Source organism: Lutibacter sp. Hel_I_33_5 (genome assembly GCF_007827455.1).
Classification (GTDB): domain Bacteria; phylum Bacteroidota; class Bacteroidia; order Flavobacteriales; family Flavobacteriaceae; genus Polaribacter.
Genome location: NZ_VISM01000001.1, coordinates 2,181,375 through 2,204,151, shown reverse-complemented (window position 1 = coordinate 2,204,151; position 22,777 = coordinate 2,181,375). Strand labels below are relative to the sequence as shown.

The window sequence follows — 22,777 nt, the reverse complement described above, 5'->3', positions numbered from 1 at the left end:
AAATGATATTTTGATTGATAAAACTAAGGAAGAGAAAAGATGATAAATAATTTCTTATTTTTTTATAATACATTTTTTTTAATCATTACTTTTACTTTCCATATACAATATATGTAAATAATATTACTTTGATTTCTGTTTATGTTAAAACAAAGCTTACATTATAAATTACTTCAAAAATTATCTCCACAACAAATTCAGTTGATGAAGTTAATTCAATTGCCTACGCAAGCTTTTGAAGAACGTTTAAAACAAGAAATTGAAGAGAACCCTGCCCTAGACACTGGTAAAGAAGAACCTGAAAATTTTGAAGATTCTTTAGCTGATGAATATGACGATACAGGAACAGAAAAAATTGAAACTGAAGATATTAATATTGATGAATATCTAAGTGATGATGAGTATCCTAGTTATAAAACTCAAGCTAATAATTATTCATCAGATGATGAAGAAAAAAATGTTCCTTATGCAGCTGGAACAAGTTTCCATCAGTCTTTAAAAAATCAATTAAATACATTTAGAATCAACGAAGAAGAACGTGCAATTGCAGAGTTTTTAGTTGGTAGTATTGATGACAGTGGATATATTAGAAGAGAAATTATTGATTTGGTAGATGATTTAGCATTTACTGCAAATATATTTACAACTGAAGAAAAAGTAATTGAAATTCTTAAATCTGTTGTTCATAGATTAGATCCTATTGGTGTTGGTGCAAGAGATTTAAGAGAATGCCTAATCATTCAATTAAAAGCAAAATCTGAAACTGAGATTAGAAGTTTAGCTATTAATATTCTTGAAAACTCATTTGATCATTTTGTAAAAAAACATTACAAAAAGTTAATTGAGAAATTTAATCTTTCAGAAAATAAATTAAAAGAGATTAATACCGAAATTGGAAAGTTAAATCCGAAACCTGGAAGTTCTTATGCTGGAAACAATAAAATAGCAGAACAAATTGTTCCTGATTTTTCAATAAAAATTTTAGATGGTGAACTAGATTTGACTTTAAATTCTAGAAACGCTCCCGAATTACATGTTTCTAGAGAGTATAATAATATGCTTAAAGGGTATCAAGAATCTACTAAAAAAAGTAAGTCTCAAAAAGATGCAGTATTTTTTATTAAGCAAAAATTAGATGCTGCAAAATGGTTTATTGATGCTATAAAACAACGTCAACAAACTTTAATGATCACTATGAGCACTATTATGCAGTATCAATATGATTATTTTTTAACTGGTGATGAGCGCAAGCTAAAACCAATGATCTTAAAAGATATTGCAGACAAAATTAAGATGGATATTTCTACCGTTTCACGTGTAGCAAACAGTAAATACGTTTCTACTCCTTACGGCACAAAGTTGATTAAAGAATTCTTTTCTGAATCTATGAAAAACGATCAAGGAGAAGATGTTTCAACTAGAGAAATTAAAAAGATTTTAGAGACTGTAATTTCTGAAGAGAACAAGAAAAAACCGTTAACTGATGATAAGCTATCGAAACTTCTTAAAGAGAAAGGGTATCCAATTGCCAGAAGAACTGTAGCAAAATATAGAGAGCAATTAGATATTTCTGTAGCTAGATTGCGTAAAGAAATTTAGTGCGTTTTCATAAAATCATATCGGTAATTTTACACCCAATCGTAATTCCAACAATTGGTGTTTTACTCTATTTTTTATTAGTGCCTAATACGATTCAAAAGCAATTACAATTAACAATACTGGGGTTAGTTTTTGTAGTTACTTATCTAATACCTGTATTATTATTAGCTGTTTTAAAAGCTATTGGATCTATAGAATCTTATCATGTAACTACCATAAAAGAGCGTAAAATACCTTTAGCGTTTATGATGGTGCTTTTTTATCTCCTTGGTAGTACATTAATAAAACTACGTAGTGTAAGTGATTTGGGAATCTTATTTTATGCAACATCTTTAGGAATAGTATTAGTCTACGTTCTTTTTTTAACGAAGTTAAAAACAAGCTTGCATTTACTTTCTATGGGAATTGCTGTTGGTTTTTTTCTATTAATACAGAATAATTATGGAATCTCTTTTTTTCCAATCATTGCAGTTTCAATTTTATTTTCTGGATTGTTAGGAAGTGCAAGACTACATTTAAAAGCACACACACCTTTTGAAGTTTATTCAGGATTTATAATTGGTTTTTTATGCCCTTACTTTGTGAATGCTTTTTTATAAAATATAAAAAATCAACCCCATTTTTAAGAGCTTCGTATTTACACTTTCTGCACCAATAAATCCATTTTTAAATAATGGCTTTAAACCATAATAGACATGAAAAGTCACTAAATCATATCCAGCAGACAACGTTATTCCATACTGGAATTTGTTAAAACCTGTGATGTTAGAGAATTCGAAAGAAGCATCATTTTCATCAGTAAAATTAAACTTATTATGTAGGTTATAAGAAAACTTAACACCTGCGTATAAACGCCAAAACTTGTATTTATTAGCATCCGAAGTACGTAATCTAAACTCTACTGGAAATTCAATTGCGTGTAACCTGAACTCATTTAATTTTAAATTTTCATCAATAGAAAAGGTAGGAGTATTATTAATTTCCTCAATTTTTAACGCCTGATTTAAAAAATCGTAATTATACCCTAATCCTAAAGCAACAGAAAAACTTCCTTTTTTATTTAGAATAATGTCTTGTAAAATTCCACCAGAAAATCCGTAAGAAAACCCACTTCCTTTCACACCAGTTGGTTGACTATATAATTGATTATACGTTACAGACAAATACAATTGATCGTCTGCATATCTATCTCCTAATTGCAAGGAATCTTTTTGAGAATAACTCAAAAGTGATATCATAAGAAATAAAAAGCAAAGAACTTTTTTCATATTATCTTTTATCTTGTAAAGATACTTTTTTTACACAAAAAAAGGTAACTCAAAAATGAATTACCTTTTTATATTTTTAAAAAACTTTATTTTTAGTTTTCCGCTGCTTGTCTAGCAGAATAACTTATTTTTAAAGCATTCACATCTCTTAATTGTATACGAATATCCGTAATAGTACCAACACTTGATTCTACATCTGCTTTAATAGATGTTGTCATATAAGGCACTTCAGCTTCAGAAACTTTAGTTCTAGCATTAAAAATAAAGCTAGGTACTTCTTTTGCTGTTGCAATTTTATCGTTTAACTGAATTTTATCTCCACCTCCAATAGTTTTATCTTTTGCTTTACCAACATAGATTGTACTAACTAAGCTTTTATGCTCAAGTTTTTTAATCTCAGTAGCATTAGGCAACTTTGGGTTTTCAATTTTCAATTCAGTTTCTCTCATTACGGTTGTAACCATAAAAAAGAACAATAACATAAAAACGATATCCGGTAACGCTGATGTATTTACAGCAGGTAATCCTTTTTTCTTCTTTTTAAATTTAGACATATTGTTAAATATTAAAAATTAATTAGATGATGTAGGTTCAGCATCAGAAATAATTTGAGGATATGCTTTTTTTATAGCATCAATTTTTTTCTTCAACGACTCATCTGTCTTTTTATCTTTATAAGCTTTTTCAAGCTCAGTAAAAGACATTCCGTTACGCTCTTGACATAATCTATTTCTTAACTCTCTATACGCTTTAAGCAACTCATTCTGTACTTCAATATATGTACCAAACTCAGTTCCTCTATCAGACTGCACAGAAATAATAGCTTTATTCGGGTGATCTGAAGATTCTGCACTTCGTTCACCTTTACAATAATCACACGGTAATCCCGGTGTACCATCTTCTCCTGGTTTTCCTAAACCTCCACCATTATCAATAAATTTTATTGCCGCCTCTTTAATATCTTTAACATCCATATCACTACCTTCAACTAATAACGCGTTGTTTCTATTGATATTTACTTCAAAAATATTTTTTTGTTTAATAATAGGCGGAACGTAATCTTTTGGTGGTTTTTCAGATAATCTTTTAGAAATACCCGAATCTACATCCATTGTTGTAGTTACTAAGAAAAAGATAAGTAGCAAGAAAGCAATATCTGCCATAGATCCTGCATTAATTTCTGGTGTTTCTTTTCTTGCCATGACTACTTATGATTTTATAATTCCTTTTACTAAATCTACAACAAAAAATCCTGCGCCAACGACACCTAATAACGTTGCAAACCATATACCAGTACTTGCCCATTTATTAGACGCTGCTCCAGCTTCTCCGCCTTCAATTACACCACCTTGTGCATTTAAAACGGCATTACTATCTCCTAAGAAATATGCAATTAATAAGACAACAGCCAAAGCTACTAATCCCATTAATGTTTTCTTTAAATTTTCTGGATTCTTTATTAAACTTAATAAAGATAGAATTATTGTTACACCTATTGCTGCATATAATAGCAACGTAGAAAACCCTACCAATGGAGCTACAGCGCCACTTAGGGCTTCTGCATCTTCACCAGCTGCAGATACATTAGCAAATAGGACGATACCTATGACTGCTATGACTGCAACTAAAATGGTTAATATTTTAGATATATTCATTCTTATTATTATTTTTTATACTTAACCAAAAGGTCAATTAATGATATTGAAGCATCTTCCATATTGTTTACGATACTATCTACTTTAGATACAATATAATTATAGAAAATCTGTAATATAATTGCTACAACTAAACCAAATACTGTAGTTAATAATGCTACTTTAATACCACCAGCAACTACTGCTGGAGAAATATCATTTGCAACTTGAATAGAATCAAACGCATCAATCATACCAATTACTGTACCCATAAACCCAAGCATTGGTGCTAAGGCAATAAATAAAGATAACCAAGAAATGTTTTTCTCTAATAATCCCATTTGTACTCCACCGTATCCAACAACTGCTTTTTCAGCCGCTTCAACACCTTCATCTGCTCTATCTAAACCTTGGTAAAAGATAGACGCTACAGGTCCTTTTGCATTTCTACATACTTCTTTAGCAGCTTCTATTCCACCAGAACTTAAAGCATCATCTACACTTGCTACTAATTTCTTAGTGTTGGTAGTTGCCATGTTTAAATAAATAATTCTTTCTATGGCAATAGCTAATCCTAATATTAAGGCTACTAATACAATTCCCATAAACATTGGTCCACCTTCTATAAAACGTTGTTTTAAGATTTGGTGAAATGTTTCTGCTTCTACTGCTTCTTGTGCGAAAGTTGATTGAATAGCTCCAAAAAACATAAATCCTGTTACAGTAAGGATATTTACTACTTTTTTCATCTTTGTTATAATTAAATTTTAATAGTTAACGGGTTAAAGATATAAATTTTACTTTCAACAAAACAAAAATATCAAATGTGATTTATTAAGAAATCTCCTTTTGTTTTATTGAGAGTGCCAAGTAACAAAAAAATGTTGAGCCATTAAAAAAAAATGGAAGGAATTTATGCAAGATTTATAAAATTTAACCTTTAAAAATTGCAATTCGATAAGATTAAGGGTTAAAAATTAACAATTTATACTTTATTAGTATCAGAAATTTCACCTCGTAAAGATTTTTCAAAATGATATTTAAACTCTTTTTTAGTCAGTTTTTCACCTAATAAATACATTAATTTGGCAACTGCGGACTCTGTTGTAATATCTTTTCCGTTAACCAAACCTATTTTTTGAAGCTCAATACTAGTTTCATAATGCCCCATAATTACACTTCCTCCTGCACATTGTGTAACATTTACAACGTTAACATCTTTACTAATCGTTTTTTCTAATAACTCCAAAAACCACTTTTCCGTTGGCGCATTACCAGCGCCATAAGTTTCTAACACGATACCTTTTAGGTTCGGTATTCCTACAATACTTTGAACTACTTTTTTGGTAATCCCTGGATATAACTTTAGAATTACAATATTAGTGTCCAACTTTTTTCTAACAACTAATTGTTGATTTTTATCTTCCGATTTAAATAACAAATGTTCATTAAAATATAAATGCACACCACTCTCTGCCAAAGGTGGATAATTCATCGAAGCAAATGCTTCAAACTGCTCTGCGTTTACTTTCGTGGTTCTATTAGCTCTGTATAATTTATATTCAAAATACAAACAGACTTCAGAAACAATTGGTTGGCCATTTTCTCTAGCTGATGCAACCTCAATAGAAGTAATTAAATTTTCCTTTGCATCAGTTCTTAATTCCCCTATTGGTAATTGAGATCCAGTAAAAATTACTGGTTTCTGTAAATTCTCAAACATAAAACTAATCACAGAAGACGTATAAGACATGGTGTCCGAACCAGTTAACACAACAAAACCATCAAATTGACTGTAATTCTCTTCTATTATTTCTGCTATTTTAACATAATAATCGGTATTCATGTTTGATGAATCTATAGGCTCATCAAAAGAAATAGTAGAAATTTCACAGTTCAACTGTTTTAATTCTGGAATCTTCTTTAAAATCTGATTAAAATCAAATGCCTTTAACGCACCCGTTTTATAATCTTTAATCATACCAATCGTTCCACCAGTATATACAAGTAAAATTGTAAGTTTCTTTGCCATTTTGACATTTTTTTAATCCAAAACCAGTTTGGAATAATTTATGTTGTAAATTTATCAAACAAATTTGATTAAAAAATTTTAAACAATAGATAATATGATGGGATTTTATATTTTAATCGGTGCAATTTCTTTAGTGAGCTGGTTAATAAGTAATACACTAAAAAGAAAATTTAAAAAATACTCCAAAATTCAGTTAAGAAATGGAATGAGCGGAGCAGAAATTGCAGAGAAAATGCTTGCTGATCATGGAATTTCTGACGTAAAAGTAATTTCTACACCCGGAATGTTGACAGATCATTATAATCCAAAAAATAAAACTGTTAATCTTAGCGAAAGTGTTTACAATCAAAGAAATGCAGCAGCAGCAGCAGTTGCAGCTCATGAAGTTGGACACGCTGTGCAACATGCAAAAGCATACCAATGGCTAACAATGCGTTCTAAATTAGTCCCAGTTGTAAGTATTTCTTCTAAATTTTCTCAATATTTAATTTTTGGGGGATTAATTATGGGAGCAGCTTCTGGAGCTGCAGGAATTGGTCTTTATATTGCTATTGCTGGTTTAGGGCTTATGGCTATGGGAACAGTATTTAGCTTTATTACTTTACCTGTAGAATATGACGCAAGCAATAGAGCTTTGGCTTGGTTAAAAAACAAAAACATGGTTTCTAGAGAAGAGTTTGCTGGGTCTAAAGACGCACTTAAATGGGCTGCAAGAACATATTTAGTAGCTGCGCTAGGATCTTTAGCTATGTTATTATATTGGGGATTACAAATTTTAGGTGGTCGAGATTAACACTAGTATCATATAATTTATTCTAAATACTCTTAATTACAATTTAAGAGTATTTTTTTTTACAGGAAACTTTATTGCTTTAGATCGCGTCTTAATTTAATGGAGAAGAAGATCTGTTCATCGGAAAATTATCCCAATTCGGCAGATTTCTATTTTTCTACTGTAACAAAATGAGCACTTTTGAAGTGTTATTAAAAAAACAATCTGTAATGAAAAAATTAACTACTACATTATTTATCTTACTATTCGGAATTTTATCCTCCTTTTCTCAAAACAAAATAAGCGGAAAAGTTGTTGATGAACAAAATCAACCCCTACCATTTGCAAATGTTATTTTATATGAAATTGGTAGTAAAAAAACTCCTAAAGGAACAGTTTCTGATGATGATGGAAATTATTTTATAGAAAATATTGCTAACGGAACTTATAAGATAGAAGTTTCTATGTTAGGTTTTAAAACTGAAAAGATTAAAGAATTTAAACTATCAGCAAATAAAACAGTCAACATTGTTTTAAAAGAAGAAAGTCAGAAATTAGATGAAGTCGTTGTAAAATCTACACGACCTGTCATCAAACAAACTGCAGAAAAATTAATTGTAGATTTAGAAAAAACAGAAATGTTAAATTCTAATTTACAAGATGTTATGCGAAAAGTTCCTGGTGTTTTAGTTACCAATAACGGAATTACAATTGCTGGAAAAGGTGGTGTACGAATTTTAATCAACGGAAAAACCACAGAATATATGGACGTTGAAACTTTATTACGTGATTTTCCTGCAGACAATATCGCAAAAATAGAAGTAGTAGAACAACCTGGCGCAGAATATGAAGCTTCTGGTTCTGGAGCAATTATCAATATTATTTTAAAGAAAAATGTACGATTAGGAACTCATGGAAGCATAACAGGTTGGGTTGGCGAAGATGAAGGTTTTGAATACGGAACTAGAGCGTCTATTGCTAGCTATAAGAATAAATTAAATTGGCAAACTAGTATTGGATACTCTGAACCAACTTGGAGAGACGATTTGTTTTTAGTAAGAACGGTTGGTAGCGAAACCTATGATCAAATTACAAAATCACCTTACGATCCAACAAATTTTAGAGTAAGTGGGAATATTGATTATTATATTAATGACAACAATTCTATAGGAATTGGTGGACGATGGAATACCAGAAAATCTGATAGGATTACAAGTAGTAGAACAATTATTTCAGATTTAAACACAACAAACACATTGTTTTCTGAAAACAATTTTGAAAGAGATAGAGATAACTTTAATATCAATCCTTATTACGAATACAAATCTGATACCGATAAATTAGTGATTGACTTTAATTATATAGATTATAAAAATGATAACACCAATACCTTGTCTGATGTTACTGGAAGCACACTACCTTTTATAGACAGAAAGTATAACCAAAATGGAGAATATACTATTAAAACATATAAAGCAGATTATTCTAAAACATTTTCAGACAATTTTAAATTTAGTTTTGGTAGTAAATATGCCATGGTAAAAACAGATAGTGATTTACAATCTTTTCTAGAGAATAATGCAAATGGTTTCGATTTAGATCAAGCAAGCAGTAGTCAGTTTTTAGTTGATGAAACTATTTTTGCAGCCTACTCTAAAGTAAACGCCACTTCTGGAAAATGGTCTTTTTCTGGTGGATTGCGCTATGAAAACAGTAATACAGATGGAACTTCTGTTTTTCTTAAAAACGGAAAAATGGTTGAGGAAGTAAAAAAACGACCTATTAAAAAAATATTTCCAAGTGCTTCTGTTAGCAGAAAGCTCAATGAACAATTAGGCGCAAGTGTTTCTTATAGTTACAGAATTAGAAGACCATCCTACAATAGTTTAAATTCTTTTCAAGAATTCTTAGATCCATTTTCTGCTGAAGAAGGAAATCCAAATTTAAAACCTGCATTTACCAATAACTATCAATTTAATTTAACCTATGAAGGCCAACCCTTTTTTACTGTTGGTTATAGCAATACAAATGATGTTATCTTTGATTTAATTAAACAAGATAATACTACAGCTCAAATTAGACAACAAGCAGTAAATGTTGAAGATTACACCAATTGGAATTTTAGAATATTTGGACCGTTAAGTTTTATAAAAGGAGTTGAAGGTTATACAGGTTTTATTGTCAATAAAAATAGCTACACCTCTGCAATTCATGGAGTAAACTTATCTAAATGGGCAACTTTTTGGTTTATCCAAGCAAGCTATAAATTACCTTGGGGAGTTAATTTTGAGATGAGTGGAAATTACGGAACTGGTGCTTTAGAAGGGCAAATTGAAGTTGATTGGTTGGCAGGGTTAGATTTTTCTTTTGGTAAAAAGTTTTTAGACGATAAACTAAAAGTTAACTTAGGCTTTAATAAAATGCTCAACAGAGGTTTTAATGGAACTATCGATTATGGAAATGGTACCGCTAAAGTAGAAAGTAACGGTTCAAGACAAAATATTCAGTTACGGTTAGTCTATAGTTTTGGATCTAAATTTGGCAAGAAAAAATCTAGCAGAAACTCTTCTAGAGATGAAGAAAATAGAATTCAAGATAATAACTAATTCAAATGAAAAGCAAACCAACCTTAGTACAAATTATTTTTTTCACTCTTTTTATTGGGTTAATCTTACTAGCTAATAACGGAATTAAAACCTACTTAATCAACAATGATATATTTGATTATAACATTCACCTTACATTTAAAATCTTAAGTAATTGTATTTTTGGAGTCGTATCATTTCTTGTGGCAAAAAAGTTAGATTTAATAGACGTTGGCGGCTTATCAGATAGAAAACCTCAAAAACTAGTTCTCATAATTTTTCCGCTAGCATTTCTAGTAGTATTGAATGTTTTATTTTTAGATACAATTCCGAATTTTACTACTTTAAATATAAGTTTACTTGCAATTTATTGTTTGAGTATTGGGATTTCTGAAGAATTAAGCATCCGAAGTGTTTTACTGCCTTTAATTTCTAAATATTTTGGAAACGATAGAAAGGCACAAATAAAAGCGGTACTGATATCGTCATTAATCTTTGGATTATTACATTTAATAAAATTTGACAAAGGTTTATATGGTGAAATTTCTCAAGTATTTTTCGCAACTTTTATAGGCCTTATGTTTGGGTATTTACTTCTAGTTATTAAAAGAATTTATCCTTTAATTATTATTCATGCAATAATAGACTTTGCTGCAAAATTAGATGCAATTAATAAACCTGTAAAGAAATTCGTTTATGATCTTATGGATTTAGAAAGCGCCATATTAACAATAGTACTAACCTTACCTTGTTTAATTTACGGTATTTACATTTTAAAAAAACATGTACCTATAAAATAATTAATATGAATTATAAACCAATATTTATTTTAGGACTGATTTTTGAAGCCATCGGGCAACTTTTATTAGCTCAGGGAAATGATTTTGTTTATGCTTTAAAACCAATTGATTTTGCACATTGGTCTTTATTTTTAGGAGCAGCTTTATTAACACCCCAAATTGGGCAATTTCCTAAATCGATTTTCACATATCTAGGTGTTCCAACAATAATAATTGGGATTGTTTGCATCATCGGAATGTGTGTTTTAGATTTTATTTGGTGGAGTCAGCCAAACCAAGAAGTTAGAAGTGAATTTGCTGGACAAATATCTAAAATACCTTCAATTTGGAACCCATTTATAAAATATGGCCCTAATTTTTTAAACGTAGGGTTATTAATTTTGAGTTTCAATTATTTCAAAAAACATAAACTTGGTGTTTCTTTAATTGTTCTAGCAACCTTAATTGTCTTCCTTGGTAGATTTATACCTCATAGATTAATTTATGTATATTTAATTACTGCAATTGGTTTTGGAGTTATTTTTTATAAAAAACAAAAAAATGAATACCAAGCTTAAAAAGTCGGATTATATTATACTTGTTATCTTTTATGTAATAAGTGCTGCATTAAACTTTTTAGATTATTATAATCAAAATAATGAGCTAATAGAATTTTTAGTTGATATCCCTATGTTTATTGTTACTTCTTATATAGGTGTTTTAATATTCATGTACTTTATCATTCCAAAATTTCTTGTTGAGCAAAAAAAATATATTCAATTCGCTTTTTGGGGTTTATTAGTAGTCCTTTTTATTGGAATTATAGAAAGAGTAGTGGGGTTTATTTCTGGCGGCAATAGTTGGGACAAATTCCCTTCTGCATTTAATTTAATACTCTATTCTATTTTTAATGGCTCTGATTCTATCGGGTTTCCTTTAGGCGTTTTACTAACTAAGAAGTTTTACGAATCACAAACGCAAATTTCAAAAATTGAAAAAGAACAAAAAGAGAACGAACTGAAGTTATTACGCTCTCAAATAGACCCACATTTTTTATTTAATAATTTAAACACATTAGATAGTTTAATAGATTCTAATGCAGAAAAAGCAAAAGAATATATTAATCGATTATCATTAATTTACAGATATTTAATCCAGACCAAAGATGCAGAAGTTATGGAACTTTCTAAGGAGTTACAATTTGCAGAAAATTATATTTTTTTAATTGAAACCCGATTTGGAAATGATTATGAATTTACTATCGAAAAAAATGTAAATACTAAAGATAAATTTATACCAACTGGTGCTTTACAAGCTTTGTTAGAAAATGTTGTAAAACACAATAAAGCTAATAATACACCAATAAAAACCAGAATTACAATAAAAAATGATTGGCTAACGGTTAACAATTCCAAAACAACAAACCCTACTAAAGATAGTCTAGGAACAGGCTTACAAAATTTACAGACGCGTTATCAATTGTTGTCTGATAAAAAAGTTGAAATCAAAAATGCAAATAACACTTTTGTTGTTTCTATTCCGATTATAAAATTGAGTGAAGAAAACTAGCGTTATGAAAATTTTAATTCTCGAAGACGAAATTCCAGCATATCAAAAATTAGTAAGTTATTTAACTAATTTTTTTGGTAAAGAAGTATCTCATGATATCGCCCGTTCAAATAAAGATGGAAAAGTATTACTCGCGCAAAATAAATATGATTTTATATTATCAGACATTCAACTATTAGATGGAATTTCTTTCGATTTATTTGATGATGTTTCAATAGATTGTCCAATTATTTTTTGCTCTGCTCACGATGAATATCTCTTTAAAGCGTTTAACACAAACGGAATTGCCTACATTTTAAAACCCTATTCTAAATCAGACTTTAATAAAGCAATAGAAAAATATCAATCTTTGTTTACTCAAGGAAACTATAACGCATTAAATTCTGATACTCTATCTAATTTAAAATCGGCACTTAAAGAAGAAAATACTTCTTATAAAAAACGATTTGTAATTAAAAAAGCGAAAGGGATTCAACTTTTAAACGTTATTGAAATTAGTTTAATTGAAGCTTCTGGAGATTTTTGTATTGCTACAGATAGTTCAGGAAAAAGACATACAATTTCACAAACTTTAGGAAGCATTTTTCAGCAATTGAATCCTGTAAAATTCTTTAAAATCAATAGAAGTGAAATTGTAAATATTGACTTTATTGAAAACATAGAAAGTCATTTTAAAAACCGACTATTAATTACTACAACTGGCACAAAAGAAAAAGTAATGACCAGCTCTTCTACAACTTCTGACTTTAGAAAGTGGTTAGAGCAGTAAATACTTATTTTAATTCAAAGTTCTTGGCATATTCTTTGATAAAGATATTATCTTAATATAAACCCCTAAATTTTAATTTTATGAAAAAAATTATTATTCCAATTGTTTTAGCTTTTAGCATCCTATTTATTTCTTGTAGCGATGATAATGACACAAATGATGAAGATTGCACATCTTTATCTAAAGACGCTTTAGATAAAGGAACTACATGGGGAACAGAAAAATCTGATGAAAACTGTAGAGCTTATAAAGCTGCCATGCAAAAATTATTAGATAATGGCTGTTTGGAAGGAGCTGCAGTAATATCAACTCAAGGTGTTGTTGATGGTCTAAATTGCTCTTAAAGATTAATTACAATTTAACAAAAGATCAGATGGAATTTTCATCTGATTTTTTTTAATCATTCAACTTTAAAACAGCCATAAATGCTTCTTGTGGTATTTCTACATTTCCAACTTGACGCATTCTTTTCTTTCCTTTTTTCTGCTTTTCTAACAGTTTACGCTTTCTTGAAATATCACCACCATAACATTTTGCAGTAACATCTTTACGCAACGCTTTGGTAGTTTCTCTAGCAATAATTTTTGCACCAATGGCAGCTTGAATAGGAATATCGAACTGTTGTCTTGGGATTAAAGTCTTTAATTTTTCAACTATTTTCTTCCCAATTGTATAGGCATTATCAGCATGCAAAAGTGCAGAAAGCGCATCTACTGGTTGTCCGTTTAGTAAAATATCTACTCTTACTAATTTAGATTCTTTCATTCCTATTGGATGATAGTCAAAAGAAGCGTAACCTTTAGAAACAGTTTTTAAACGATCATAAAAATCGAAGACTATTTCTGCTAAAGGCATTTCAAAAATTAACTCAACCCGTTGTGTTGTTAAATAGGTTTGATTTACAATTTGCCCACGTTTTTCGATACACAAACTCATTACCTGCCCTACAAAATCAGATTTTGTAATAATAGAAGCCTTAATAAAAGGCTCTTCAACTTTCTCTAATCTAGAAGGATCTGGTAAATCAGTTGGATTATTTAATAATATAATTTCTTCAGGATTTTTCTTGGTGTAAGCGTGATAAGAAACGTTTGGCACCGTAGTAATCACCGTCATATTAAACTCACGTTCTAAACGTTCTTGAATAATTTCCATGTGCAACATTCCTAAGAATCCACAACGGAATCCAAAACCTAAAGCAGCAGAACTTTCTGGCTGAAAAACTAAAGAAGCATCGTTTAATTGCAGTTTTTCCATAGAATAACGCAACTCTTCATAATCTTCTGTATCAACAGGATAAATACCAGCAAAAACCATTGGTTTTACATCTTCAAAACCATCAATAGTTTCTGTTGTTGGTGTTGCAGCATCCGTAATAGTATCTCCTACTTTTACTTCTTTTGCTGTTTTAATACCTGTAATTAAATACCCAACATCACCTGTTTTTACAGATTTTTTTACAACTTGCTCTAATTTTAGCGTACCTACTTCATCAGCAAAATAATTTTTGCCAGTTGCCATAAATTTAATTTCCTGACCTTTTTTAATCTCACCATTTAAAACTCTAAAATACGTTTCAATTCCTCTATAAGAATTATAAACAGAATCAAAAATTAAAGCTTGTAATGGGGCTTCTGGATCTCCTTTTGGAGCTGGAACTCTATCAATAATTGCTTCTAAAATATTATCTACTCCAAAACCTGTTTTTCCACTTGCGTGAATTACCTCTTCAGGATCACACCCTAATAAATCAACAATATCATCAGTTACCTCTTCTGGGTTTGCAGAAGGCAAATCAACTTTATTTAAAATTGGAATAATTTCCAAATCATTCTCTAAAGCAAGGTATAGATTAGATATTGTTTGTGCTTGTATACTTTGTGCAGCATCAACAATTAATAAAGCGCCTTCGCAGGCTGCAATTGATCTAGAAACTTCGTAAGAAAAATCAACGTGACCAGGAGTATCAATTAAATTTAGAATATAATCTTCACCTTCATGTACATAATCCATTTGAATTGCGTGCGATTTAATAGTGATACCACGTTCACGCTCCAAATCCATATTATCCAATAACTGAGCTTTCTTTTCACGCTCTGTTACTGCACCCGTAAAATCTAACAATCTATCTGCCAACGTACTTTTTCCATGATCTATATGTGCGATAATGCAAAAGTTTCTAATATTCTTCATCTGTTAAATTTATTTTCTAAAACTAGTCTGCAAATATACTTTAATTAGTCTAAGTTTTTAGATAAAAAAATAGTGTTACAATTAAAAAAATTATATCACATATTCCTAAAAAAATACTTTTTGAAGTTTTTTTGTATATTTATGATTCAAACTATCTACTACACAATGAAAAAAATTATTCTCCCAGCAGCAATTTGTTTTGCTTTGTTAACCAGTTGTTCTGACGCAGTTATTGAAAAAATTGAAATTACAAAAACAATAAATTACACTACTGATATTAAGGCAATAATTACAACAAACTGCACTATAACTTGCCATAGCCCGTCAACTCAATTAGACGCAGGATTAAATTTATCTAATTATGCAGCGTTAAGAAATGCAACTGAAAACGGCAATGTTATTGCTAGAATTAAAAACGGAACAATGCCTCCTATTACAGGACCTATGAGTCCTGAATCCATAGCATTAATTGAACAATGGAAAACTGATGGTTTTCTAGAAAATTAACCTAAATATACTTAGTGATGAAAAAAATACTATTCTCTTTACTTTTCTTAGTAAGCATGAGCGTAAGTGCTCAAAAATTCTTTACTAAAACTGGAACAACACAATTTAAAGCTTCAGTAGAAGCTTTTGAAGCTGTAGAGGCAACTAATAAAAGTACTTCTGTAGTTTTAAAAACCGATACAGGCGAAATTGCAGCTCTTTTATTTATGAAAGCTTTTCGTTTTAGAGTCGCATTAATGCAAGAGCATTTTAATGAAAATTATATGGATTCTAATAAACATCCAAAAGCAACTTTTAGAGGAAAAATTGTTGATTATGATATTGACAATATTAATAACAACAAAAAAATTAAAGGAACACTTACTATTAGAGGTGTAAAAAAAGAAATTGAAGCCGATGCTACTTTTTCTAAATCTGGAGATAAAATTTTATTGAAAGCTAATTTCTCAGTAAAACCTCAAGATTTTGAGATTGATATACCGAGTGTGGTTCGTAAAAAAATTGCAAAAAGCATTAACATAAACTTAGATTATGAGCTTGTCGAAAAAAAATAAAACACTAATTCTATTTTTAATACTTGCTTTTCTAGTTGGATTTTTCGGATTTAAATATATGATGAAAGCGCCAGCAAAAATTGAAACAAAAGCTGTAGATTTTATTGGAACTTCTGATGTGTTTTTGACTAAAATTCAAGAAAATGCTACAATTTGGCAAGATAAAGTTGTAGAACTTACTGGAACTATAACTTCTAAAGACGAAAAAGGAATCACCTTAAGCAATCAAATTTATTGTCAATTTAGAGAAGATGTAAATTTTTCTGCTTTAGAAAACAACCAACAATTAACATTAAAAGGACGTGTAATTGGCTATGATGATTTACTAGAAGAATTAAAATTAGATCAATGCATTATTAAATAACAACCAAACTAACTATGATTAAAAAATACCTACTACTAACCGCTGCATTTTTATGCACATCACTATTATTTTCTCAAGACGATTTATTAGGTGAATTAGATAACGAAGCAACAGATTCTTCATACGAATTACCTGCCTTTAAAGCCATGAAGATTGGTAATTTACAATCCACTAAAATTGCTGATCAAGGTGATTTATATTTAATTGTTTCACATAGATTTGGTGCTTTAAAAGAAGGACTAGATACGTTCTTCGGACTAGATGAAGCCAATACTAAAATTCAATTATTATATAGTTTTTGGGATGGAATTCAATTTTCTGTAAGTAGAGAATCATACAACAGAACCTTTGCTGCCGCTGTTAAATATAGATTAGCTAGACAATCTGCAAAGTTTCCATTTAATATTGTTGGCTATTCAACAATGAACATCAATACTTTAGTGGATGAAACGGCTTTTCCAGCATTACAAAGTGCAGACAGAAATAGTTTTGCACATCAATTATTAATATCGAAACGTTTTTCTGAAAAATTTTCTTTTCAAGTTGCACCAACATATGTAAGAGAAAACCTTCAAAATCTTAATGTGCTTTCAGAAGCAAAACACAATCAATTTGCTGTTGGTTTTGGAGGGCGATATAAGTTGAGTAAACGTGTGAGTTTTAATGCAGAATATGTATATAATACCTCTAGAGTTAAAAATAATCCATTTAGCGATTCTTATGCATTTGGTTTAGATATTGAAACTGGCGGACATGTATTTCAGTTATTATTTACAAATGCACAATCTACTAATGAGCCTGGATTTATTAATAATGCCGAAGGTGACATTTTATTCGGATTTAATGTTGTGAGAGTTTTTTAAACTATTAACTGTCATTCCTGCGAAAGCAGGAATCTTATTTTATCATTAATTCTTTACAGTTTTGAGATTCCTGCTTTCGCAGGAATGACATATTCGTAAGTTAACTATGCTATTTTTAAAGAAAAAACTACCTTTGTCCCGTGGTAAAAATAGGCAACATAGAACTTCCCGATTTTCCGCTTTTATTAGCGCCTATGGAAGATGTTTCTGATCCTCCATTTAGAGCATTATGCAAAGAAAATGGTGCTGATGTTGTGTACACTGAATTTATTTCTTCAGAAGGATTAATTCGTGATGCGGCTAAAAGCGTTATCAAACTAGATATTTACGAAAAAGAACGCCCTGTTGGAATTCAAATTTTTGGTGCCAATTTAGATTCGATGTTAAAAACAATCGAAATTGTAGAGAAATCTAAACCCGACATTATTGACATCAACTTTGGTTGTCCTGTAAAAAAAGTAGTATCTAAAGGTGCTGGCGCAGGAATTTTAAAAGACATCGATTTAATGGTTTCTCTAACAGAAGCTATGGTAAAACATACAGATTTACCTATAACTGTTAAAACTCGTTTAGGCTGGGATCATGATTCTATTAGAATTATAGAAGTAGCAGAACGATTACAAGATGTGGGCTGTAAAGCCATTGCTATTCATGGAAGAACAAGAGCACAAATGTATAAAGGAAATGCTGATTGGAAACCTATTGCCGAAGTAAAAAATAACCAAAGAATGCATATTCCAGTTTTCGGAAATGGTGATATTACAACGCCAGAAAAAGCCATGGAAATGCGTGATATTTATGGATTAGATGGTGCTATGATTGGAAGAGCTTCTATTGGTTATCCTTGGTTTTTTAATGAAGTAAAACACTTTTTTGAAACGGGTGAATATTTACCAAAACCAACTATTGCACAACGAACAGAAATGGCTAGAAGACATTTACAAATGTCAATAGATTGGAAAGGAGAGCGTTTAGGTGTGGTAGAAACTAGAAGACATTACACTAATTATTTTAAAGGAATTCCTCATTTTAAGGAACATCGTTTAAAAATGGTTACTTCAGATGATCCAAAAGATGTTTTTGCTGCTTTTAATGAAGTGGAAGAAAAATTTGGGAACACTATTATTCCTCAAATATAAAGACCTCTCAACTTCGCTCGAGGTGACATCAATTGTTATTTATCAATAAATTCTTTAGAAATTCTACTGCTTGCAATTTTTGAAGCGATAAACCCTAAAACAGTAATAGTAACAATAACTATTAATACATTTTTTAATTGTAATTCTACAGGATAAGGAAGTGTTTGTGTAATCATAAACCATCCAAATTGTTTTTGGAGAAATACTAAAGCTACACCAATACTTAATCCAATTAACATTCCAAAAAGAGTCAATAAAAATCCTTGAAGTACAAATATCTTTTTTAACTCTTTTAATGTTGTTCCTAAATTAAACAAAGTTTTAAGGTTTCGTTTTTTATCAATTATCATCATAATGATGGCTCCAATCACATTAAATAATGCAATAATCACAATCAACGTGAAAATTAAATACACTACAAAATTCTCTGTATTCATCACTCTAAAGTAAAGCGCATTCAACTCTGCTCTTGTTTCGACTTTTAAATGAGTTCCAAATTTATTCTGTAACTTTTCTGCAATTGTACTTGCATCGTCATTATTCTTTAGCTTGAGTTCTATCCCAGTTAATTCATTTTTTTTCAACTTCAATAATTCAGTTGCTTTAGAAATATCGACAAAAACAAATTTATTAACAAAGTCTTCGTTACCAGAATAAATACCTGTTATCTGTAAATTAATTCTATTAAAAGCATTTGCTGGGTTTAATAAACCTTTACCTTTTTTAGGAACATAAACTTCTAAATTTTCATTGAGATTTAAAACTCCCGTAGAAAGCTTATAGGATATCCCATATCCCACTACCGCAGTGTTTTTATAGTCAGTATCTAACCAATTACCTAAATATAAGGTAGAATCTATACCCGTAATTTTATTGTAATTTGAATCTACCCCTTTAATAAAAGCAATCTCTTCTTTTTCTTTAAATTTTAAAAATGCACGTTCTTCAATTACTTTAGAAAATGATTTAATATCAGCATCTTTTTTTAAGACTTGCTGGATCTTATCCGTATACAAAAAAGTTTTCCCTTTTACTGCCGAAATCTTAATATCTGGATCGGAAACGTTTAACAACGTATTGCTAAAAGTACGTAATCCAGAAAAACCTGAAAGGATGATAAATAAAGCGAGAGAACCTATAATAACTCCAAAAGAAGCAATTATTGTGATAATATTTATAGCGTTGTTACTTGTTTTAGTAAATAAGTATCTTTTTGCTATGTAGAAAGGAAATTTAATGTTTTAAATTTTTAAGATATCTCGACTCCGCTCGATATGACATTATAAAATAATTATCTTTTTTGACGTCTTGGAAGTACATCAGGATTTTTTATTGGGTCTGCATCATTCCCTTTTAAAGACTTGTCAATTTCTTCTATATAATCTAAAGAATCATCTCCAAAAAATAGTAATTCTGGCATTCTACGTAGTTGATTTCTAGTACGTTTTGCCATTTCATAACGAATTAACTGTGTATTAGATTGTACGCCTTTTAATAACTCCTCTCTTTTATCTGAAGGAAAAACACTTAGATACACTTTTGCTATTCCTAAATCTGAAGTAACAAAAACTTTAGAAACAGAAATTAAAATTCCTTTCATTCCATCTTGCGCTGCTTTTTGCAAAACATCTACTAGATCTTTTTGCAACACACCCGCTATCTTTCTTTGCCTATTGGTTTCTTCCATGTGGCAAATTTACACATAATTAGTAAAAGAATGCTTATTTTTGAATTACTGTAAATATTATGATAAAAAAAATAGAACACATTGGTATTGCTGTAAAAGATTTAGAAAAATCTAATCAATTATTTGCTTCGCTGTTTGGAAAACCTCATTACAAAATTGAAGAGGTACTTTCTGAAGGTGTTAAAACATCATTCTTTAAAAATGGTCCTAATAAAATTGAATTATTAGAAGCCACCAATCCAAATAGTCCTATTGCAAAATTCATCGAAAAAAAAGGGGAAGGAATTCATCATATTGCTTTTACAGTGACTGATATTAAAAAAGAAATCAAACGACTTAAGAAAGAAGGATTTACCGTATTAAATGACACTCCAAAAAAAGGAGCAGACAATAAATTAGTCACTTTTTTACACCCAAAATCTACCAATGGAGTTTTAATAGAGCTATGTCAAGAAATTGAATAGTTAAAATACTGCTAACACTATTTACCAACTGAACAGTAATTAGTATCTTGCCAACTTAAATTAGCTACTACATTCATGGCATCATCTTTTGATTCTTATCAAAAACGCAGATTACAATCGTCTTATGTGTCGGTGGTAATTAGTATTGCCTTAGTTTTATTTATGGTTGGTGTTTTAGGTTTAGTCGTATTAAAATCGACCAAAGTCGCCAATCATTTTAAAGAAAAAGTAGCTATGACATTGTTTTTAAAAGATGATGTTACCAAAAAACAACTAGAGGGATTTAGAGCATCTTTAATAAAAGAGCCTTTCACAAAAAAAGTAATTTACATTACCAAAAAAGAAGCCGCTAAAGCATATTCTAAAGATATTGGCGAAGACTTTTTGAAGTTTCTAGGAAAAAATCCACTTAAAAATGGCATCGATATTTATATAAATGCAGATTTTGTGACACCAAAAAAAATGACTGAATTGGAAAATGAGTTCAGTAAAAACGCTTTTGTTTCGGAAGTCTCTTATGATAAACCACTAATACAATTATTAACTAAAAACATTAAACGAATCAGTTTTTGGTTATTAGTATTAAGTGGCTTTTTTGGTTTAGTTGCCATTATTTTAATCAATAGTTCAATAAGACTGTCAATTTATTCAAAAAGATTTAATATAAAAACCATGCAAATGGTTGGAGCAACTAAACGCTTCATTAGAAAACCTTTTATTTGGCAAAGTATAAAGCTAGGTTTTTTAGGTGCTTTTGTAGCTTTATTAAGTTTAGCAGGCTTAATTTATTATGTAGATGCATATTTGCCAGCTTTAGATTTAATTAAAGATTATATCACTTTAGGATATTTGGTTGGTGGCGTATTAATTGCAGCTTTTATTATTACCTGGCTAAGCACTTATTTTGCTACACAACGATTTTTAAATTTACAAACAGACGAATTATATTATTAAATATGAGTTCAAAGAAAAAAAATACAAAACCTGAGTTTCTTTTTGGAAAAAAGAACTACCTATTTATGATTATCGGTATTGCTGTAATTGCCTTAGGTTTTATCTTAATGGCAGGAGGTGGAAGCGATAATCCAAATGTTTTTAACGAAGAAATTTATAATTGGCGAAGAATCCGTTTAGCGCCAACACTTGTTATTATTGGGTTAGGAATTGAGATTTATGCTATTTTATTAAATCCTAACAAATAAGTATGGATACTTTAGAAGCCATTGTTCTTGGAATCATCCAAGGATTAACAGAATTTTTACCAGTTTCTTCTAGCGGACATTTAGAATTAGCAAAAGCTATTTTAGGCGATACTTCTGTACCCGAAGAAAGCTTGACATTTACTGTAGTTTTACACGCCGCAACCGCATTAAGCACCTTAGTAATTTTCAGAAAAGAAGTTGCAGAAATATTTAAAGGATTGTTTCAATTCAAATGGAATGATGAAGCTAAATTCTCAGTAAAAATTATCATTTCAATGATTCCCGCTGTAATTGTTGGTTTATTATTTGAAGAACAATTAGAATCTTTTTTTGGAGGGAAAATATTATTAGTAGGTTTAATGCTTTTAGTAACAGCCATTTTACTTTTATTAGCCGATAAAGCTAAAAATACCACAAAAGAAGTTTCATTTAAAAATGCTTTGATTGTAGGAATTTCTCAAGCAATTGCCATGTTACCAGGAATATCACGTTCTGGAGCAACAATTTCAACCTCAGTATTACTAGGAATTGATAGAACAAAAGCCGCAAAATTTTCATTTTTAATGGTTGTACCATTAATTTTTGGTAAAGTTGCTAAAGATCTTTTAGGAGGTGATATTAATTTTGATAGTTCAGAAGTTATTCCACTTTCAGCGGGATTTATTGCTGCATTTGTTGCAGGTTTATTAGCTTGTAAATGGATGATTGCATTAGTAAAAAATAGTAAATTAATTTACTTTTCTATTTACTGCGCTATTGTAGGAATTATTGCAATTGGTTATTCTTTGATGCAATAA

Annotated in this window: 27 protein-coding genes; 18 read left to right on the top strand and 9 right to left on the bottom strand. The window is 30.0% G+C overall.

All coding sequences use genetic code 11. From position 1 onward, the window contains the following. The first annotated feature begins 141 nt into the window (after positions 1–141). Together rpoN and OD91_RS09695 are read left to right on the top strand one after the other, a co-directional pair. The gene (gene rpoN, locus OD91_RS09700) at positions 142–1,599 is read left to right on the top strand and encodes an RNA polymerase factor sigma-54 (RefSeq protein ID WP_144896187.1); all 1,458 of its coding nucleotides are present in this window, start codon (positions 142–144) and stop codon (positions 1,597–1,599) included. Continuing rightward, positions 1,599–2,198: a hypothetical protein gene (locus OD91_RS09695; RefSeq protein ID WP_144896186.1), complete on the top strand. Its 600-nt coding sequence runs from the start codon at positions 1,599–1,601 to the stop codon at positions 2,196–2,198. Before rpoN ends, OD91_RS09695 begins: the two co-directional genes overlap by 1 nt. Here OD91_RS09695 and OD91_RS09690 read toward each other — a convergent pair. From OD91_RS09690 to OD91_RS09665, 6 genes are all read right to left on the bottom strand, one after another. Then, positions 2,193–2,837 carry a porin family protein gene (locus OD91_RS09690; protein WP_255513232.1) on the bottom strand — a complete coding sequence of 215 codons (645 nt, stop codon included), beginning with the start codon at positions 2,835–2,837 and terminating at the stop codon, positions 2,193–2,195. The genes OD91_RS09695 and OD91_RS09690 overlap by 6 nt on opposite strands. Positions 2,838–2,959: 122 nt before the next feature. Beyond that, a complete protein-coding gene (locus tag OD91_RS09685; protein WP_144896184.1) occupies positions 2,960–3,421 on the bottom strand; it encodes a biopolymer transporter ExbD in 462 nt (153 codons plus the stop codon). An 18-nt stretch (positions 3,422–3,439) separates the two neighbouring features. Beyond that, on the bottom strand, positions 3,440–4,069 hold the full coding sequence (locus tag OD91_RS09680) for a biopolymer transporter ExbD (RefSeq protein WP_144896183.1): 630 nt from the start codon (positions 4,067–4,069) through the stop codon (positions 3,440–3,442). A gap of 6 nt (positions 4,070–4,075) precedes the next feature. Beyond that, positions 4,076–4,522 carry a hypothetical protein gene (locus tag OD91_RS09675; RefSeq protein WP_144896182.1) on the bottom strand — a complete coding sequence of 149 codons (447 nt, stop codon included), beginning with the start codon at positions 4,520–4,522 and terminating at the stop codon, positions 4,076–4,078. Between the two features lie 8 nt (positions 4,523–4,530). Beyond that, positions 4,531–5,250 carry a MotA/TolQ/ExbB proton channel family protein gene (locus tag OD91_RS09670; protein WP_144896181.1) on the bottom strand — a complete coding sequence of 240 codons (720 nt, stop codon included), beginning with the start codon at positions 5,248–5,250 and terminating at the stop codon, positions 4,531–4,533. 236 nt (positions 5,251–5,486) lie between these two features. Next, positions 5,487–6,533, bottom strand: coding sequence for an asparaginase (locus OD91_RS09665; protein WP_144896180.1), 1,047 nt, complete (start codon positions 6,531–6,533; stop codon positions 5,487–5,489). A 94-nt stretch (positions 6,534–6,627) separates the two neighbouring features. On the opposite strand from OD91_RS09665, the gene OD91_RS09660 reads away from it, so the two are divergent. The 7 genes from OD91_RS09660 to OD91_RS09630 all read left to right on the top strand — a co-directional run bounded on the left by OD91_RS09660 (position 6,628) and on the right by OD91_RS09630 (position 13,351). Continuing rightward, the gene (locus OD91_RS09660) at positions 6,628–7,326 is read left to right on the top strand and encodes a zinc metallopeptidase (RefSeq protein ID WP_144896179.1); all 699 of its coding nucleotides are present in this window, start codon (positions 6,628–6,630) and stop codon (positions 7,324–7,326) included. A 209-nt stretch (positions 7,327–7,535) separates the two neighbouring features. Next, positions 7,536–9,911, top strand: a complete 2,376-nt coding sequence (locus OD91_RS09655) for an outer membrane beta-barrel protein (protein ID WP_144896178.1) — start codon at positions 7,536–7,538, stop codon at positions 9,909–9,911. A 5-nt stretch (positions 9,912–9,916) separates the two neighbouring features. Continuing rightward, complete coding sequence (locus OD91_RS09650; protein ID WP_144896177.1) at positions 9,917–10,690, top strand: CPBP family intramembrane glutamic endopeptidase; 774 nt, start codon at positions 9,917–9,919, stop codon at positions 10,688–10,690. A 5-nt stretch (positions 10,691–10,695) separates the two neighbouring features. Then, positions 10,696–11,247, top strand: coding sequence for a hypothetical protein (locus OD91_RS09645; RefSeq protein ID WP_144896176.1), 552 nt, complete (start codon positions 10,696–10,698; stop codon positions 11,245–11,247). Beyond that, complete coding sequence (locus OD91_RS09640; RefSeq protein WP_144896175.1) at positions 11,231–12,238, top strand: sensor histidine kinase; 1,008 nt, start codon at positions 11,231–11,233, stop codon at positions 12,236–12,238. The genes OD91_RS09645 and OD91_RS09640 overlap by 17 nt, the downstream gene beginning before the upstream one ends. A 4-nt stretch (positions 12,239–12,242) precedes the next feature. Then, the gene (locus OD91_RS09635; protein WP_144896174.1) at positions 12,243–13,007 is read left to right on the top strand and encodes a LytTR family DNA-binding domain-containing protein; all 765 of its coding nucleotides are present in this window, start codon (positions 12,243–12,245) and stop codon (positions 13,005–13,007) included. Positions 13,008–13,087: 80 nt separating this feature from the next. Further along, the gene (locus OD91_RS09630; protein ID WP_144896173.1) at positions 13,088–13,351 is read left to right on the top strand and encodes a hypothetical protein; all 264 of its coding nucleotides are present in this window, start codon (positions 13,088–13,090) and stop codon (positions 13,349–13,351) included. Positions 13,352–13,403: 52 nt separating this feature from the next. Here OD91_RS09630 and lepA read toward each other — a convergent pair whose 3' ends face one another. Further along, positions 13,404–15,200, bottom strand: a complete 1,797-nt coding sequence (gene lepA / locus OD91_RS09625; protein WP_144896172.1) for a translation elongation factor 4 — start codon at positions 15,198–15,200, stop codon at positions 13,404–13,406. Positions 15,201–15,365: 165 nt separating this feature from the next. On the opposite strand from lepA, the gene OD91_RS09620 reads away from it, so the two are divergent. The 5 genes from OD91_RS09620 (at position 15,366) to dusB (ending at position 18,627) form a co-directional block, all read left to right on the top strand. Continuing rightward, positions 15,366–15,707, top strand: a complete 342-nt coding sequence (locus OD91_RS09620) for a hypothetical protein (RefSeq protein WP_144896171.1) — start codon at positions 15,366–15,368, stop codon at positions 15,705–15,707. A gap of 17 nt (positions 15,708–15,724) precedes the next feature. Continuing rightward, positions 15,725–16,261: a YceI family protein gene (locus OD91_RS09615; RefSeq protein ID WP_144896170.1), complete on the top strand. Its 537-nt coding sequence runs from the start codon at positions 15,725–15,727 to the stop codon at positions 16,259–16,261. Further along, positions 16,239–16,625, top strand: a complete 387-nt coding sequence (locus OD91_RS09610; protein ID WP_144896169.1) for a hypothetical protein — start codon at positions 16,239–16,241, stop codon at positions 16,623–16,625. The genes OD91_RS09615 and OD91_RS09610 overlap by 23 nt, the downstream gene beginning before the upstream one ends. 14 nt (positions 16,626–16,639) lie before the next feature. Next, positions 16,640–17,488 (top strand): DUF5777 family beta-barrel protein, encoded by an 849-nt coding sequence (locus OD91_RS09605; protein ID WP_144896168.1) that lies wholly within the window; start codon positions 16,640–16,642, stop codon positions 17,486–17,488. A 140-nt stretch (positions 17,489–17,628) separates the two neighbouring features. Beyond that, positions 17,629–18,627: a tRNA dihydrouridine synthase DusB gene (dusB, locus tag OD91_RS09600; RefSeq protein ID WP_144896167.1), complete on the top strand. Its 999-nt coding sequence runs from the start codon at positions 17,629–17,631 to the stop codon at positions 18,625–18,627. Between the two features lie 35 nt (positions 18,628–18,662). Here the strand turns inward: dusB and OD91_RS09595 are convergent, their stop codons facing one another. Then, positions 18,663–19,805, bottom strand: a complete 1,143-nt coding sequence (locus tag OD91_RS09595; RefSeq protein WP_370511751.1) for an ABC transporter permease — start codon at positions 19,803–19,805, stop codon at positions 18,663–18,665. A gap of 113 nt (positions 19,806–19,918) precedes the next feature. After that, positions 19,919–20,314 (bottom strand): 30S ribosome-binding factor RbfA, encoded by a 396-nt coding sequence (gene rbfA, locus OD91_RS09590; RefSeq protein ID WP_144896165.1) that lies wholly within the window; start codon positions 20,312–20,314, stop codon positions 19,919–19,921. 62 nt (positions 20,315–20,376) lie between these two features. Here rbfA and mce point away from each other — a divergent pair, with 62 nt between their 5' ends. From mce to OD91_RS09570, 4 genes are all read left to right on the top strand, one after another. Next, positions 20,377–20,778 (top strand): methylmalonyl-CoA epimerase, encoded by a 402-nt coding sequence (gene mce, locus OD91_RS09585; protein WP_144896954.1) that lies wholly within the window; start codon positions 20,377–20,379, stop codon positions 20,776–20,778. Between the two features lie 75 nt (positions 20,779–20,853). After that, positions 20,854–21,732: an ABC transporter permease gene (locus OD91_RS09580; protein ID WP_144896164.1), complete on the top strand. Its 879-nt coding sequence runs from the start codon at positions 20,854–20,856 to the stop codon at positions 21,730–21,732. Positions 21,733–21,734: 2 nt separating this feature from the next. After that, on the top strand, positions 21,735–21,980 hold the full coding sequence (locus tag OD91_RS09575; protein ID WP_144896163.1) for a DUF3098 domain-containing protein: 246 nt from the start codon (positions 21,735–21,737) through the stop codon (positions 21,978–21,980). Between the two features lie 2 nt (positions 21,981–21,982). After that, positions 21,983–22,777, top strand: a complete 795-nt coding sequence (locus OD91_RS09570; RefSeq protein ID WP_144896162.1) for an undecaprenyl-diphosphate phosphatase — start codon at positions 21,983–21,985, stop codon at positions 22,775–22,777.

What these genes read in the sequence shown, in the direction of transcription:
- OD91_RS09630 (WP_144896173.1), top strand. Translation starts at nt 13,088, where the DNA reads ATGAAAAAAATTATTATTCCAATTGTTTTAGCTTTTAGCATCCTATTT.
- OD91_RS09610 (WP_144896169.1), top strand. Translation starts at nt 16,239, where the DNA reads ATGAGCTTGTCGAAAAAAAATAAAACACTAATTCTATTTTTAATACTT.
- OD91_RS09570 (WP_144896162.1), top strand. Translation starts at nt 21,983, where the DNA reads ATGGATACTTTAGAAGCCATTGTTCTTGGAATCATCCAAGGATTAACA.
- OD91_RS09655 (WP_144896178.1), top strand. Translation starts at nt 7,536, where the DNA reads ATGAAAAAATTAACTACTACATTATTTATCTTACTATTCGGAATTTTA.
- rpoN (WP_144896187.1), top strand. Translation starts at nt 142, where the DNA reads ATGTTAAAACAAAGCTTACATTATAAATTACTTCAAAAATTATCTCCA.
- OD91_RS09650 (WP_144896177.1), top strand. Translation starts at nt 9,917, where the DNA reads ATGAAAAGCAAACCAACCTTAGTACAAATTATTTTTTTCACTCTTTTT.
- OD91_RS09615 (WP_144896170.1), top strand. Translation starts at nt 15,725, where the DNA reads ATGAAAAAAATACTATTCTCTTTACTTTTCTTAGTAAGCATGAGCGTA.
- OD91_RS09605 (WP_144896168.1), top strand. Translation starts at nt 16,640, where the DNA reads ATGATTAAAAAATACCTACTACTAACCGCTGCATTTTTATGCACATCA.
- OD91_RS09665 (WP_144896180.1), bottom strand. Translation starts at nt 6,533, where the DNA reads ATGGCAAAGAAACTTACAATTTTACTTGTATATACTGGTGGAACGATT.
- OD91_RS09575 (WP_144896163.1), top strand. Translation starts at nt 21,735, where the DNA reads ATGAGTTCAAAGAAAAAAAATACAAAACCTGAGTTTCTTTTTGGAAAA.
- OD91_RS09670 (WP_144896181.1), bottom strand. Translation starts at nt 5,250, where the DNA reads ATGAAAAAAGTAGTAAATATCCTTACTGTAACAGGATTTATGTTTTTT.
- OD91_RS09635 (WP_144896174.1), top strand. Translation starts at nt 12,243, where the DNA reads ATGAAAATTTTAATTCTCGAAGACGAAATTCCAGCATATCAAAAATTA.
- OD91_RS09690 (WP_255513232.1), bottom strand. Translation starts at nt 2,837, where the DNA reads ATGATATCACTTTTGAGTTATTCTCAAAAAGATTCCTTGCAATTAGGA.
- OD91_RS09685 (WP_144896184.1), bottom strand. Translation starts at nt 3,421, where the DNA reads ATGTCTAAATTTAAAAAGAAGAAAAAAGGATTACCTGCTGTAAATACA.
- OD91_RS09640 (WP_144896175.1), top strand. Translation starts at nt 11,231, where the DNA reads ATGAATACCAAGCTTAAAAAGTCGGATTATATTATACTTGTTATCTTT.
- rbfA (WP_144896165.1), bottom strand. Translation starts at nt 20,314, where the DNA reads ATGGAAGAAACCAATAGGCAAAGAAAGATAGCGGGTGTGTTGCAAAAA.
- OD91_RS09675 (WP_144896182.1), bottom strand. Translation starts at nt 4,522, where the DNA reads ATGAATATATCTAAAATATTAACCATTTTAGTTGCAGTCATAGCAGTC.
- OD91_RS09645 (WP_144896176.1), top strand. Translation starts at nt 10,696, where the DNA reads ATGAATTATAAACCAATATTTATTTTAGGACTGATTTTTGAAGCCATC.
- OD91_RS09680 (WP_144896183.1), bottom strand. Translation starts at nt 4,069, where the DNA reads ATGGCAAGAAAAGAAACACCAGAAATTAATGCAGGATCTATGGCAGAT.
- OD91_RS09580 (WP_144896164.1), top strand. Translation starts at nt 20,854, where the DNA reads ATGGCATCATCTTTTGATTCTTATCAAAAACGCAGATTACAATCGTCT.
- lepA (WP_144896172.1), bottom strand. Translation starts at nt 15,200, where the DNA reads ATGAAGAATATTAGAAACTTTTGCATTATCGCACATATAGATCATGGA.
- OD91_RS09620 (WP_144896171.1), top strand. Translation starts at nt 15,366, where the DNA reads ATGAAAAAAATTATTCTCCCAGCAGCAATTTGTTTTGCTTTGTTAACC.
- OD91_RS09660 (WP_144896179.1), top strand. Translation starts at nt 6,628, where the DNA reads ATGATGGGATTTTATATTTTAATCGGTGCAATTTCTTTAGTGAGCTGG.